The organism is Streptomyces sp. NPDC046881, assembly GCF_040645015.1.
Lineage (GTDB): Bacteria > Actinomycetota > Actinomycetes > Streptomycetales > Streptomycetaceae > Streptomyces.
Genome location: NZ_JBEYXJ010000018.1, coordinates 41,471 through 55,362 on the forward strand (window position 1 = coordinate 41,471; position 13,892 = coordinate 55,362).

12 protein-coding genes and 1 pseudogene are annotated in these 13,892 nt (G+C 69.5%); 9 read left to right on the forward strand and 4 right to left on the reverse strand.

From position 1 onward, the window contains the following. The first annotated feature begins 4 nt into the window (after nucleotides 1-4). From ABZ923_RS11880 to ABZ923_RS11905, 6 genes and pseudogenes are all read left to right on the forward strand, one after another. Nucleotides 5-1,444 carry a gamma-aminobutyraldehyde dehydrogenase gene (locus tag ABZ923_RS11880; protein WP_361469989.1) on the forward strand — a complete coding sequence of 480 codons (1,440 nt, stop codon included), beginning with the start codon at nucleotides 5-7 and terminating at the stop codon, nucleotides 1,442-1,444. Between the two features lie 398 nt (nucleotides 1,445-1,842). Continuing rightward, nucleotides 1,843-2,151 (forward strand): hypothetical protein, encoded by a 309-nt coding sequence (locus ABZ923_RS11885; protein WP_361469991.1) that lies wholly within the window; start codon nucleotides 1,843-1,845, stop codon nucleotides 2,149-2,151. A gap of 27 nt (nucleotides 2,152-2,178) precedes the next feature. Next, entirely contained in the window at nucleotides 2,179-3,237 is a 1,059-nt protein-coding gene (locus ABZ923_RS11890) for a zinc-dependent alcohol dehydrogenase family protein (RefSeq protein WP_361470098.1), read from the forward strand. 343 nt (nucleotides 3,238-3,580) lie between these two features. After that, a complete protein-coding gene (locus tag ABZ923_RS11895; RefSeq protein ID WP_361469992.1) occupies nucleotides 3,581-3,808 on the forward strand; it encodes a hypothetical protein in 228 nt (75 codons plus the stop codon). 62 nt (nucleotides 3,809-3,870) lie between these two features. Continuing rightward, the gene (locus ABZ923_RS11900; RefSeq protein ID WP_361469994.1) at nucleotides 3,871-4,800 is read left to right on the forward strand and encodes an NAD(P)H-binding protein; all 930 of its coding nucleotides are present in this window, start codon (nucleotides 3,871-3,873) and stop codon (nucleotides 4,798-4,800) included. Between the two features lie 100 nt (nucleotides 4,801-4,900). After that, nucleotides 4,901-5,638, forward strand: a pseudogene (locus ABZ923_RS11905) (IS5 family transposase); the annotation flags it as partial. A 425-nt stretch (nucleotides 5,639-6,063) separates the two neighbouring features. Here ABZ923_RS11905 and npdG read toward each other — a convergent pair. The 3 genes from npdG to ABZ923_RS11920 all read right to left on the reverse strand — a co-directional run bounded on the left by npdG (nucleotide 6,064) and on the right by ABZ923_RS11920 (nucleotide 8,506). Continuing rightward, the gene (gene npdG / locus ABZ923_RS11910; protein WP_361469996.1) at nucleotides 6,064-6,753 is read right to left on the reverse strand and encodes an NADPH-dependent F420 reductase; all 690 of its coding nucleotides are present in this window, start codon (nucleotides 6,751-6,753) and stop codon (nucleotides 6,064-6,066) included. 191 nt (nucleotides 6,754-6,944) lie between these two features. Further along, nucleotides 6,945-7,994, reverse strand: coding sequence for an LLM class flavin-dependent oxidoreductase (locus ABZ923_RS11915; protein ID WP_361469997.1), 1,050 nt, complete (start codon nucleotides 7,992-7,994; stop codon nucleotides 6,945-6,947). Beyond that, nucleotides 7,994-8,506, reverse strand: coding sequence for an SRPBCC family protein (locus ABZ923_RS11920; protein WP_361469999.1), 513 nt, complete (start codon nucleotides 8,504-8,506; stop codon nucleotides 7,994-7,996). Before ABZ923_RS11920 ends, ABZ923_RS11915 begins: the two co-directional genes overlap by 1 nt. Nucleotides 8,507-8,621: 115 nt before the next feature. Here ABZ923_RS11920 and ABZ923_RS11925 point away from each other — a divergent pair, with 115 nt between their 5' ends. Continuing rightward, nucleotides 8,622-9,143 (forward strand): helix-turn-helix domain-containing protein, encoded by a 522-nt coding sequence (locus tag ABZ923_RS11925; protein WP_361470001.1) that lies wholly within the window; start codon nucleotides 8,622-8,624, stop codon nucleotides 9,141-9,143. On the opposite strand, the gene ABZ923_RS11930 is transcribed toward ABZ923_RS11925, so the two are convergent. Further along, nucleotides 9,109-10,233, reverse strand: a complete 1,125-nt coding sequence (locus ABZ923_RS11930; protein ID WP_361470003.1) for an acyl-CoA dehydrogenase family protein — start codon at nucleotides 10,231-10,233, stop codon at nucleotides 9,109-9,111. The genes ABZ923_RS11925 and ABZ923_RS11930 overlap by 35 nt on opposite strands. A gap of 106 nt (nucleotides 10,234-10,339) precedes the next feature. On the opposite strand from ABZ923_RS11930, the gene ABZ923_RS11935 reads away from it, so the two are divergent. Next, complete coding sequence (locus ABZ923_RS11935) at nucleotides 10,340-11,575, forward strand: acyl-CoA dehydrogenase family protein (protein WP_361470004.1); 1,236 nt, start codon at nucleotides 10,340-10,342, stop codon at nucleotides 11,573-11,575. Between the two features lie 435 nt (nucleotides 11,576-12,010). Continuing rightward, nucleotides 12,011-13,612 (forward strand): AMP-binding protein, encoded by a 1,602-nt coding sequence (locus tag ABZ923_RS11940; protein WP_361470005.1) that lies wholly within the window; start codon nucleotides 12,011-12,013, stop codon nucleotides 13,610-13,612. Nucleotides 13,613-13,892 lie beyond the last annotated feature (280 nt).

A 13,892-nucleotide genomic window follows, 5' to 3' on the forward strand; every position in this document is an offset into this window, starting at 1 on the left:
TTCCATGAGCACCACCTTCCGCAACTACATCGACGGTGCGTTCGCGGACGCCTCGGACGGCCGCACGCTCGATGTGGTCGACCCCACCACTGGTGACGTCTACGCGACTTCCCCGCTCTCGGGGGCCGCGGACGTGGACGCTGCGATGGCGGCCGCGGCCTCGGCGTTCCCCATCTGGCGCGACACCACACCGTCCGTACGGCAGCGCGCACTGTTGAAGATCGCCGACGTGATGGAGGCACGGGCCGACGAACTGGTCGCCGCGGAGAGCCGGGACACCGGCAAGCCGCTCCACCTCACCCGCAGTGAGGAACTCGCCCCCGCGATCGACCAGATCCGCTTCTTCGCGGGCGCGGCGCGCATGCTGGAGGGCCGCTCGGCCGGCGAGTACATGGAGGGAATGACCTCGATCATCCGCCGCGAGCCGGTCGGTGTGTGCGCCCAGGTCGCGCCATGGAACTACCCTCTGCTGATGGCGGTGTGGAAGTTCGCCCCGGCGCTCGCGGCGGGCAACGTGGTGGTGCTCAAGCCCTCGGACACCACCCCGGCCTCCACCGTGCTGATCGCCGAGATCATCGGCGGTGTCCTGGAGGAGCTGGCACTGCCCCGCGGAATCTTCAACGTGGTCTGCGGTGACCGTGAGACCGGCCGTCTGATGGTGGAGCACCCGACCCCCGCGATGGCGTCCATCACCGGTTCGGTACGCGCCGGCATCCAGGTCGCCCAGAGCGCCTCGAAAGACGTCAAGCGGGTCCACCTGGAACTCGGAGGCAAGGCCCCGGCCGTGATCTTCGAGGACGCCGATCTGGCGAAGGCGGTCGAGGACCTGGTGATCGGCGGCTTTTTCAACGCCGGGCAGGACTGCACGGCCGCCACCCGCGTCCTGGTCCACGAGACGGTCCACGACGAATTCGTCGCCGCCCTCGCCAAAGCCGCGGCCGACACCAGGACCGGGCTGCCGGACGACGAGGACGTGCTGTACGGACCGCTGAACAACGCGGGCCAGCTCGCCCAGGTCAGCGGCTTCATCGAGCGCCTCCCCGAACATGCCAGGATCGAGGCGGGCGGCCACCGGGTCGGCGAGCAGGGCTACTTCTACGCCCCGACCGTGGTCTCCGGCCTCCGACAGGACGACGAAATCATCCAGAACGAGGTCTTCGGCCCGGTCATCACCGTCCAGTCCTTCACGGACGAGGCCCAGGCCGTGCGGTACGCCAACGGCGTCGACTACGCGCTGGCCTCCTCGGTGTGGACCAAGGACCACGCGCGGGCGATGCGGATGTCGAAGAAACTCGACTTCGGCTGTGTGTGGATCAACACCCACATGGCCCTCGTCGCCGAGATGCCGCACGGCGGGTTCAAGAAGTCCGGCTACGGCAAAGACCTCTCCGCATACGGCTTCGAGGACTACACCCGGATCAAGCACGTCATGACGTCGCTCTGAGGTCCGGCAACTCGTCGGCCGCGCCCCGGGCTGTCCCGGGGGCGGCCGAGGGGTCCGCACCACCGACCCCGACACCCAGCAACTCCTCGCCCGCCGCATGCCCGGCGCCGGATCGGCCGGGTTTCCCAGACACCGGGCGGGCCATGTCCCGCTTCCGTTCGTGTCGGCCGATCGTGGACGCCGACACCGGCACGGCTGCCAAAGACGGGAAAAGGCAGCCTCCGCCGGCATTGGCTGACGAACTGCTGCCCCGGCGTCGCGGAAAGGGCGCCATTGAACCGGGCCAGACGGTGGCGGTCAGCGGCCGGTGACCGCGTCGCGGCGGCGAACCGCTGGTCGAGAGAGTCCCACCGCGCCTTCGGGCTCGCCACCGGCGTCCGGCCAGGGCACTGCAGCCCTTGCCCGCCCGCGCCGGCCCGCTGCGGATCACCGGCCTGTACATCCCCGCCGAGGAGGAAGCCGAACTGGGCGGGGAGCCGTACGCGGCCGCACGGGCCGACCACCACAGCACCCGGCTCCTCATCGGCGATGTCCGCGGCAGTGGGCTGGCCGCGATCAACAAGGATGGTCGGCCGCCGGGAATCTTCCCGGGGGCGGGCGTAGCGTGGAGTGACGGAGTCAGGGTGGTGCGCTGCGGCGAACGTCCTGATCACGTCCCCTCCGAGGCCGCGCGACGCCAGCACGCCGAGCCGTCTCGGGCGCTGTGAGACGGAGGGCCACACATGCCTCGATCGATGCGCGCGCTCGTAGCCCTGGAGGCCGGTGAACCCACCGATGTACTGCGGCTGGAATCCCGGCCTGTGCCGACGCCGAAAGCCGGTCAGGCATTGATTCGGGTGAAGGCGACTCCTGTACACGCCAGTGATCTGCACGTGCTGCGCGGCCGTTACGGCTTCTCCCCTGAGTTCCCCGCTGTCGGGGGCTACATGGAATGTGCGGGTCAGATCGAAGCCCTGGGCCCGGACACCGAAGGACTGAAGGCCGGTGAGCGCGTGGTGGCCGCCGCGATCCCGGCTGTACCCGGGCCCCCCGTCGCCGGTACCTGGCAGGAATACCTCGTGGCCGACGCCCGAAGGCTCCTGCCGGTACCCGACCACCTGAGCGACTCCACCACCTGCCAACTCGCCGTCAACCCGCTGACCGCGCTGCTCCTCGTGACGCGCGAACTCGACGCGCAACCGGGCGAATGGCTGCTGCAGACGGCCGCGGGCTCCACCGTCGGACGGCTCGTCATCCAGCTGTGCCGGCATCTGGGTATCCGCACGATCAACGTCGTGCGGCGTCGCAGCGCTGTCGAGGAGATCACAGCGCTCGGCGGTGACGAGGTCATCTGCACCGAGGACGAGGACCTGATGCAGCGTGTGGCCGAGACGGCGGGACCGGCCGGCGTGCGGAAGGCCGTCGACTGTGTCGCGGGTCCCGTCGGCGCCCAGGTGTCCCAGGCACTGGCTCCGGGAGGAGAGCTGGTGGTCTACGGCGCGCTCTCCACCCACCGGCAGACCGACCCCGCGGCACTGACCATCCCGCTGCAGGCACGCTCGGTCATCTACGAGACCAAGACGGTCCGTGGCTTCTGGCTGAACCGCTGGTTCGGCACCGCCTCACCCGAGACGGCGCTGCGCGCGCTGGCCCGGGTCCGCGACCTCGTCGCCGACGAGGTGCTGAGCATCCCCCAGGGGCGCCCCTTCCCGCTCGAACGCTTCGCCGAGGCCGTCGCGCTCGCCGAAGCGCCCGCGCACGGCACCAAGCCACTGTTCGTCTTCGACGACGGCGGGGCGGAGGACGGCGGGTAGGAATCGGTCCCGCCGGTGCGGCCACGGCGTGCCGGAGCCGCCGGACGAAGCTGCTGCACGATCACTGTCCGCGGCCAGCCGAGTGGGCAGGGGAGGCGGCTACGAGCCGGGCTGGAGGCGAGTGACAACGTCGCCAGAGGATCAGGCACGGAGCACGATGGGATCACCAGCCCAGTGATCGACACGGAGGAGCCGGCCAAGCGGAACGTGAGGTTCGCCGACGGCGGATCGTTCGCCGGCCGTAAGCTCATGCCCACAGGCGGTCTGACGGTCATCGGATGCGTCGACCCGCGTGTCGACCCGACCGACGTGCTCGAGCTCGGCGAGGCGGCGGTGATCCGCAATGCGGAGGGCGGGTCACGCCCGCCACCCTTGCGACGCTGGAGATGCTCGCGAAGTTCGTGCAGGGCCGCAGGCCCGCACGGGCGGCCCCGGCCCGCGTGACAACCACTACGCGGTCCTGCACCACACCGACTGCGGCATCACGGACCTGGCCGCGTTCCCCTGCCTGCTGACCGACCACTTCGACGTTCCAGCCACCGACCTGACCGCCAAGGCGGTCATCGTCTGACCTTCGCCGGGCTGGACACCACCCCGGTTGCGTCCTGGCCATGCGGGCCGCAGTCTGCCGACATGGACTACAGCCCGGAAGCAGGCATGCGGCCCATTCTGGTGACCGGTGCTGCGGGCAGCGTCGGGGCCGTCGGCAGGACCGTGGTCCAGGGTCTACGGCGCCGGGGTCTCCAGGTCCGTGCTCTGGTGCGCCGGGATGACGACCGTGCCCAGGCACTGCGCGCGACGGGTGCCGAGGTCGTGGTCGGAGATCTGACGTGTGCTCGTGATGTCGCCGACGCCCTCGACGGCTGCGGTCGGATGTATTTCGGCATGGCCGTGTCGGCACAGTATCTGCTGGCTGCCGTGACCACGGCGGCGGTCGCGCGCGCCTACGGAAGGCTGGAGGCGTTCGTGAACATGTCGCAGCTGACCGTCGCCGAGATGGACGCCACCAGCGGCTCCGAGTCGCACCAGCATCGACAGCAGTGGCTGGTCGAGCAGGTTCTCGACTGGTCAGGCCTGCCCGTGGTCCAGGTCAGGCCCACCGTCTTCATGGAGAACCCGCTCTTCCAGATCGTGTTTTCCTCGATCGCCAAGGACGGCGTGATCAGGTGGCCCTTTGGCACGGCGAGAACCTCCCCGATCGCGGCCGGTAACGTTGCCGCGGTTGTCGAGGAGATCTTGGCCGATCCGGCCGGGCACATCGGCCGGAGCTATGAGCTGACCGGTCCACGATCACAGGACGCCGCCGCTCTGGCCGCGGAGATTTCCGATGCTTTGCACCGCACGGTCGGCTACACCGATGTCCCGTTGCAGGAATGGCTGGACAACGATCTCGCGGCGCTGGAACTGCCGGCCCATGTACGTCAGCACATCTCCACCATGGCTCGCCTGCACCTGGACGGCCGCTATGACCGCCAGGCAGTAGGCATGGCAGAGGTCACCGGGCGGTCCGCCGAAGGAGTAGCCGACTTCGTCCGCAAGAACCCCGAGCTGTTCACTCGCTGACGCCGACAACCACCGTGAGGAACCACGCACCACGCTGCGGCGGCCGCGCCTGGACGTCGAGCGACCCGCTCTCGGCGCCGGCTATGCGCCGGGCATCGCAGTGGCTGACGGCTTCACCGTTCCCGCACGGCAGCCCAGCTCGCCCACCCTGCACACCGTCGCCACAGCCGTCATCGGCTGGGCGCACACCCGCCAGCCCTGCCCGCGTGAACGCCGCCGCTGCTCACCCGGCGCGGAAGTTCGCCCCGACCGAAGGGCCTCAACGTTCTGGCCAGCGTCCAGCAACGCGTCTGGTACTCGATCGCCGAGCAGAGCGAAGACGACTGGGCAACGCCCATGCAGCTCGCCGCGCAGGCCTGGAACGAGCACCGACAGACCCAGCGCTGACCGGCGCCCGCATGCGGGGAATCCGACCGACCGTGGCAAGAGCGGATCGAGAATCCATCTCATCGTCGATCGCCGAGCCCTGCCTATCTCGCTTGGGATATCCGCAGCCAACGCCCGTGACAGCCAAGCCCTGCAGGCCCTCGTGCAAGGCGTCCCGCCGATCCACTCACCCCGCGGGCCACGAGGCCGGCGCCCGGCCAAACTGCACGCGGACAAGAACTACGACTCCCCCCACCTGCAACCATGGTGATGAACGCGCGGCATCCTCCCTCGCATTGCCCGCCGCGGCAGCGAGAACTCCACACACCTGGGTCGACACCGCTGGGTCGTCGAGCGCACCATCGCCTGGCTCACCGGCTGCCGGCGCTTGCGCCCTCGCTACGAGCACAAGCCTGACCACTTCCTGACCTCCACCGTGATCGCCGCTGCCCTCATCTGCTACCGCGAAGTCCCCAAAATGGCCGGTAAGCGGGTCGGCGCCAACTCCCCGGACACCCTTGCTCAAGCCGGCAGTACCTGCGTGATTTCTCTCGGATCGTCACCGAGTACGACACTGCCGAGCAGATCGAGCAGCAGATGCTGCCTTGCAGGCAACCGCGACAACCCCCCTGGCCCTGTGACACTCCGCCCGCCAGGCCCTCGCCAAACGCAGCTGGCACACACCGTCGGGATAACCGGTACCCGGCGCCGACACGGTTGGCGGCAAACTCGGCATCTCTCAACCTTCCCGACCGGTGGCACCTCGCGACGGTCATCGCCGCGGTTGCCGTGCTCCGGGTCCGGTTCCGGGAAGCCGCTGACCGGGCCGCGGAACAGCCCTGCAGCGGCCGGATACCTGGAAGATCTCCACTTCGAGGCCCGCAAGCCATGGGTGCTTCAGACGTCGGTGACGCGTACCCCAGCGTGGGCCTTGTATCGGCGGTTGACGGAGATCAGGTTGGCCACGAAGGCCTCGATCTGGTGCGCGTTGCGCAGTCGCCCGGCGTAGACGCCGCGCATGCCTGGGATGCGGTCGACGAGGGCCAGTACGAGGTCCGTGTCCGCGCGCCGGTCCCCGAGCACCATGACGTCCGTGTCGACAGTGTCGATGGACGGGTCGGTCAGCAGTACGGCCGACAGGTGGTGGAAGGCTGCGGTGACCCGGGAGTCGGGCAGGAGGGCCGCGGCCTGCTCGGCCGCGCTGCCCTCCTCGGGACGGATGGCGTAGGCGCCCTGCGCGTCGAAACCCAGAGGGTTGACCGAGTCGATGACGAGTTTGCCCGCGAGGTCGTCACGGAGCTCCTCCAGAACGGCGCCGTGTCCTTCCCAGGGCACGGTGATGATGACGATGTCGCTGGCGCGGGCGGTCTCCGCGTTGCTGAGGCCCTGGAGCACGCCCAGTTCCTCCGCCGCCTGTCCTGCCCGTTCAGCGGACCGCGATCCGATGATCACCTGTTGTCCCGCACGGGCGAGCCGGTACGCCAGGCCCCGGCCCTGCGGCCCTGTTCCGCCCAGGATGCCGACGACCTGACCGGTCACGTCGGGAGCGGCGGTTGGTGGTGTCGGTGGGGAGACGGCCGGTGTCATGGTGGTCCCTTCGGATGGTGCCGGGTCCGGGACCCGGGTGTGTGATCGCTGGTGAAGAACAGGCCCCTGCGAACGGCCCCCAGCGGGGCGGCCGACAGGGCCCGGCAGCGGTGCGCCCGTGGTGGGCGGGTGGCCGCAAGGGCGCCTGAGCGTTGGTCCGGGGCCGGCTCCGACCACCGGGAGAGGGACCTTTATCGGGTGTCGAGCGAGCGGACGAGGTCGATGCCGTGTCCCAGGTTGTCCAGCCGCGCCTCGAGGGTGTCGCCGGCCGGGTAGAGGCGGACGGTGTCCACGCCGGCGGCGTCCCAGTCCCTGAGCCGGTCGCGGACCATCTCCTCGGTGCCGATCAGGGTGGTGGCCAGGACCATCTCGTCGGTGACCAGGGCGGTGGCGCCGTCGCGGTCCCCGGCCTGCCAGCGTTCACGGATCCGCGCGGCGACGTCGGCCCAGCCCTGGCGGCTGTAGGCGTTGTTGTAGAAGTTGGTGGAGCCGGAGCCCATACCTCCCAGGGAGAACGCCAGTTCCTTCTTGCGGCTGCCGACGACCTCGGCCAGCCGGCGCTCGTCGGGGACGATGTTGATCTCGGCCCCCTGGCAGACGTCGAGGTCGGCGCGGGTACGGCCGCCTCGGGCGAGCCCGGTGTCCAGGTGGGTGAAGTAGGCGTGGGCGCCCTCGGGTACGAAGCTGGTGCCCAGCCAGCCGTCAGCGATTTCACCGGTGAGTTCCAGCATCTTCGGGGACAGGGTGGCCAGGTAGACCGGTACCCGCACCGGCTTGACGCTGAGCCGCATCGGGCGTCCCTCGCCGTCGGGCAGTGGGATGGTGAACTGTCGGCCCTGGAACTCGATCTTCTCTCCGGTGGAGGCGCGTCGGATGATCTCGACGGTCTCCCGCATCCGGGTCAGCGGCCGCGCGAACGGTATTCCGTGCAGGCCTTCGATGACCTGCGGCCCCGACGCTCCCAGCCCGAGGAGGAAGCGGCCGTCCGAGAGGTGGGCGAGCGTCATCGCGGTCTGCGCGATAGTGACCGGGGAACGAGTGCCGAGTTGGATGGCCCCGGAGCCGAGCAGGATCCGCTCGGTGCGGCCTGCGAGATAGCCCAGCGGCGATGGGGCGTCGCTGCCCCATGCCTCGGCCACCCAGCAGATGTCCAGGCCCAGTTTCTCGGCCTCCAGGACGAACTCGACGGTCTCGCCCCAGGTGCCGCCGCCGGAGGCCTCGATGGTGGTCGCTGTGCGCATCACTTCTCCCGTTCGGCCAGTTCTTTGAGGGCGGCGAGGTTGGACTTGATACCGGCCTCGAACTCACGCAGTCGCACGAACACGATCTTTTGTTCCTTGTCCGGCATCGCGTCGATCGCCGCGCTCAGCCCGGATCGGGCCGGCCCCAGCTGTGCCCACTGCTCCAGCACAGTGCCCGTCCCCTGCGGGCGGAGCGTGAACCGCCACATGCTCATCGGATGGACGGGGTCGCCCACGGCCCAGGCAAAACGCCGTGGCTTCTCGCAGTCCACGACCGTGCTGATCGTCTCCCAGTTGCCCAGTGCGGGGTGGGTACTGCGCCCGAGGAACCGGCTTCCGGCCTGCGGGCCGGTCGCGCCATCGAGCCACTCGACGTGCCGAAGCTCGGCACTGAGCTCGGGCATCAGATGGATGTCGCTCACATATCCCCACAGACGTTCCGGCGGTGCGTCGACGTACACCTCCGCAGAGACGGTGGGCATGTCCGCGTAGACCTGTCCCGTCCACTCCATACCTTGCACTCCTTCCCTCAGGCACCTGCATAGTTGCTTAAAGAGACTCACTAGCGCAAGCTTCGACGCTCTCCTTTCTGCTGAGTTTCGTTGAAAGACTCGTACCATTGAGGGCATGAGGCGTACGTCGTTCGCGAACTGGCCCTGCTCGGTGGCCCGGACCATGGACCTGCTCGGTGACTGGTGGACCCCCCTGGTGCTGAGGGAGGCGTTCTACGGGATCCGCCGGTTCGACGAGTTCCAGCAGGAGCTGGGCATCGCCCGCAACACCCTGTCGGAGCGGTTGCGCAGACTGGTGGAGGCGGGACTGCTGGAGAAGCACGTGTACGAGACCCAGCCGGTCCGCCACGAGTATCTGCTGACCGAGTCCGGCCGCGACTTCTACGGCGTGATCCTCGCTTTGACCAGCTGGGGCGACAGGTGGCTGTCGGACGAGGCGGGACCGCCGGTGATCACCCGTCACGAGCCGTGTGGTCACGACGTCCACGGCGAAGTCGTGTGCTCCCATTGCAAGGAGCCGCTCACCTGGGAGGACGTCACCCCACGCCCGGGCCCCGGCTACCCGGCGAAACTGCTCAGCCATCCGGGCATCCGGCGGCGGTTCAAGCTGGACGAGCCGACGACAGTCGCGGACTGACCTCGGGCCGGCCGGAGACCCGGGGCCGGGTCTCGAGGAGATGGTCCGCGATGGCGTCCAGTTGCCGGGCGGACGTTCCGAGCAGTGCGCGCCTGGCCCGAGCCCGCTTGAGCAGGACGTGCGCGCTCGCCTCCCAGGTGAAGCCCATGCCGCCGTGGGTCTGCAGATTGTCGGCGCTCGCCGCATCGGCGGCATCGCCGGCTGCCTGCACGGCGAGGCTCGCGGCGTGCGCATCGCCGGTCGCCGCCGCCCAGTACAGCAGCAGTCGCGCGGCGTCGACCTGGGCGTGCCGGTCGGCCAGGGTGTGCTTGACGGCCTGGAACGAGCCGATCGGGCGCCCGAACTGATGCCGCTCCCCGGCATAGGTGACGGCCTCGTCCACGCACTGGCCCGCCAAGCCCACGAGTTCGGCCGCGAACAGGGTCCGTACCGCCGCGAGAGTCTGGTTGGACCGGACTGGTCCGAGTACGTGAGCACCGACGGAGTCCAACTCGATCGCGGCGACCGGCTCGACGACGTCCAGTCCGTCACGGGCCGTCCGCCGCACGCCGGGCCGGTCCAACCGTAGCCAGACCAGCACCCCGCCCGCGACGGCCAGCAGCACATCGGCGTCCGTGCCGTACGGCACGGCAGCCAGAGACCCCCTCACCTGGCCACCCTCCAGATGCAGCGCGTCGGGCCGGCACCGGCCGACGACCGTGCGGGGGAAGGTCTCCCAGGCCGGCACCACCAGCAGCGAGCCGTCTGTAATCCCTTTCAGCAGTTCGGCACCGGGTCCGTTCCCGCCGCCACCGTGAGCCTCGGCCAGCACCGCGGCCGCGACCGCAACCGGCAGGTACGGCACGGGCGGCAGCGTGGCCCCGGCCTGCTCAACGACGAGCGCGGCCTCCAGCAGGCCTGCCCCCGCCCCGCCCAGGTGCTCGGGGACCGTCAGTCCCAGCAGGCCCAGACCGGCCAGTTCCTCCCACAGGTCCCGGTCAGGTCCCGCGATCGGACCGAAGACGGGCGGAAAGGCGCCGCGGCGCTCGACCAGAAGCCGGTGCACGGTCCGGGTCAGTTCACGATGCTCGTCGCTCAGGGCAAAACGCATGGCCGCTCCTCGGAGTGCCGGAAGTTGACGGCTGCTGACGTTGACGAGTAAGTCTATCTACGCAACTGTGGACATCCGCAAGGACTTCTTCACGGGAAGGGCCTCGATGGATCTGCAGGAATCCGCTGACATCGCGCTGTTTCGCGCCTCGGTGCGCGAGTTCATCGCCCAGCTCGTACCCGACGACTGGCAGGGCATCGGCGCCCTCAGCCCGACCGGGAGGCGGGACTTCACCGCCCGAGCACGTGCGGCGCTGGCCGAGCGGGGCTGGGTGGCACCGACATGGCCGGCCGAGTACGGCGGCGCCGAGCTCGGTCCCGCCGAACGGATCGCGCTCGGTGAGGAGTTGGTGCGGGCGGGGATCCCGACCGGCGCGGAGAACGACACGTTCGGCATCAGCATGCTCGGCAACACCATGCTGCACCACAGTCCGCCCGAGCTGTGCAGGCGATTCCTACCGCGCCTGGTCTGCGGCGAGTACGTCTTCTGCCAGGGCTTCTCCGAACCAGGTGCGGGGTCCGACCTGGCCTCTCTCGCCACCCGCGCGGTCCGCGAGGGCGACCGGTGGGTGATCAACGGCCAGAAGCTGTGGTCCTCCTCGGCGCGCTTGTCCAACTGGATGTTCGTGCTGGCTCGCACCGACCCTGAAGCGTCCCCGTACAGGGGCCTCAGCATGCTGCTCGTGCCGCTCGACCAGCCCGGCGTGGAGGTCCGCCCGATCCGCAATCTGACCGGCGAGACCCACTTCCACGAAGTGTTCTTCACGGATGCCGTCACCGACGCCGATCTCATCGTCGGCGAGGAGGGCCAGGGTTGGCCGGTGGCCATGACCCTGCTGAACTTCGAACGCGCCGAGACCTATGTCCTCATGCCGATCAAGCTCCGCGACGAACTGGACCGGCTGACCGACCTCATCGTCTCCAGCGGACTGAAGGACGACTCCAATATCCGGCAGCGCCTCGCCTGGTGCCACGTGCAGGTCGAGCAACTGCACTGCCAGAGCCTACGGTTGGCCACCCAACTCGCCGAAGGACAGGAGCCCGGCCCCCAAGCAGCGGTCGTCAAACTGCTTACCAGCGAGTACCACCGCAAGGCCACCGAACTGGCGATGGACGTGCTGGGACTCGACGCCCTGACCCCCACCGGCGATCCCTCACCGAACTGGTACTACACCGACGACACGGGAGCATCGAACTCCTCGGCCTCCTGGACCAGCGTCTACCTCAACGCCCGCGCCGCCACCATCTACGGAGGCAGCTCTCAGATCCAGCGAGGCATCATCGGTGAGATGCTCCTCGGCCTCCCCAAGGAACCCCGCCCGCGGCCCTCCCCCGCGTCCTGAGGCAGCACGCCCCCTGTACCGCAAGGTGCCGCCACCCTCGCGCCCCCACCCAGGGACAGGCCCGCCGCCTCCGACCGACGCGACCCGCCGAAATCAAAAGCGCTCAGAGCCTCGACAACGCCCCCACAGGGCACGCCTCGACTGCGCGCCGAACGCGACACCGTACTCCCCGCCACGAGGCGGACCCGGCTCACCGGCCCGGCCGGCCCATTCCCGAGACGTCGGCCGCCACGCCCTGGGCGACGCGGAGCCGCACCTCCGGCACTCCCCCGCCCGACCCGGTGCCTCGCTGTGGTCCAGGTCAGTGCGGGCGGCACACCACCGCCCAGCCTCGCTCTGTCCCCCCGGCCCCATCTCTTCCCGCACCCTCGCCCCGACGTCCACCCCGCAGCCACGTTCCACCCCACGGTCCGGTCGCCGCCACAGGAGACACCGATGATCCTCAACAGCCCATTCCCCGACATCGAAGTGCCCAGAACGAGCCTGACGCAGTTCGTGCTCGGCGACGTGAGCGCCGACCGTGACGCCATCGCACTCATCGACGGCGCGACCGGCCGCACCATGACCTACGGTGGGCTGGCCGACCGGACGCACGAGATCGCCCAGGCCCTGGCCGCTCACGGAGTGAGCGTCGGGGACGTGGCGGCGATCCACCTGCCGAACTGCCCTGAGTACGCGGTGCTCTTCCACGGCATCGTGTCCGCCGGAGCAGCCGTGACGCCTGTCAACCACCTCCATACCAGCGAGGAGACAGCCCACCAGCTGCGCGACAGCAGGGCCCGGATCCTGTTCACCTGGCCGGACGGGCTGGAGACCGCGCGCGAGGCGATACGTTCGCCGGGAGTCCGCGCCTCCATGATCGTCGTGGTCGGTGAGAGGGCCGTTGGCAGCACCGGCGGAACCACCGGGTGGAGCCGGCCCGGTGAGATCGGTCTCGACGCCTTTACAGGGACCGGCCGCAATCTCCCGCTTCCCGCACTGGGCGCCGAAAACCTGGCAGCCCTCCCCTATTCCTCCGGCACCACCGGGGTGCCCAAAGGGGTCATGCTCAGCCATCGCAACCTGATCGCGAACGTCCTCCAGAACCGCCCCCTCAGCCGGATCGGCCGTGGCAGTGTGACCCTGGCAGCCCTGCCGCTGAGTCACATCTACGGGGTCACCGGCATCCTGAACCTCGCGCTGCACCACCGCGCCACCGTCGTCACACTGCCCCGGTTCGATCTGGCCTCCTACCTGGAGACCGTGCAGAAGCACCAAGTCGACCACCTGTTCGTGGCACCGCCGCTCGCACTGACTCTCGCCAAACATCCCCTGGTCGACTCCTACGACCTCGGCTCCGTGGAACTGATCACCTCTGCCGCCGCCCCCCTGGGCCGGGAACTGGCGCAGGACGTCGCGGACCGCCTGGCGTGCGGCGTCACCCAGGCCTACGGACTGACCGAGGCCAGTCCCGCAACACACTGCATCCCCCACGACCGGCCCGACATCGACAAAGGCTCCATCGGCGTCCTGCTGCCGAACGTGCAGGCCCGGGTGGTGGACCCCGTCACCGGGCGGGACACCGTTCCGGGCGAAGCCGGGGAACTTTGGTGTCGTGGTCCGAATGTCATGCTCGGCTATTTCGACAACCCCGCTGCGACCGCGGCGACAGTCGACGCCGACGGGTTCTTGCGCACCGGTGACCTGGTCACCGTGACCGACGAGGGCGTCTTCACCGTCGTCGGCCGACTCAAGGAACTGATCAAGTACAAGGGACACCAGGTGGCCCCCGCGGAGCTCGAGGCGGTTGTCCTGTCCCACCCCGGCATCCGGGACGCCGCCGTGGTCGGCGCCCTGGACGCAAACGGCGAGGAGATCCCCAAAGCCTTCGTCGTCCCCGAACCCGGCACTGTGCCAGACGCCTCCGATGTCCTCGCCTTCGTCGCCGACCGTGTCGCCCCGTACAAGAAGATCCGGGCCCTGGAGTACGTCGACACGATTCCCAAGTCCCCCGCCGGCAAGATCCTGCGACAGCAACTGCACGGCCTCCGCGCCTGAAGCGGCACCGCGTCCGGGCTGGCGCGCGACGCCCGGGTCGCTCAGCCGGCGGAACTCCGCGGCCGCGTCGGTCGTCGTCGCTGACGTCATGTGCCACCTCAAGACGTGTCATCGCTGCCGTACGCCGGGACGTCGCACTGGCACGGTGACCGGCCGGTCGCCGGCCGGCGCGGCCGACGACCACTTCCGGCCTCGTTCCTTCCAACCTGGGCATCCTGTCGGCCGCCTGCAATCCGGGTGCAGGACCCCGGACAGACCGAAACCCTTCGCAGAGGTCCTC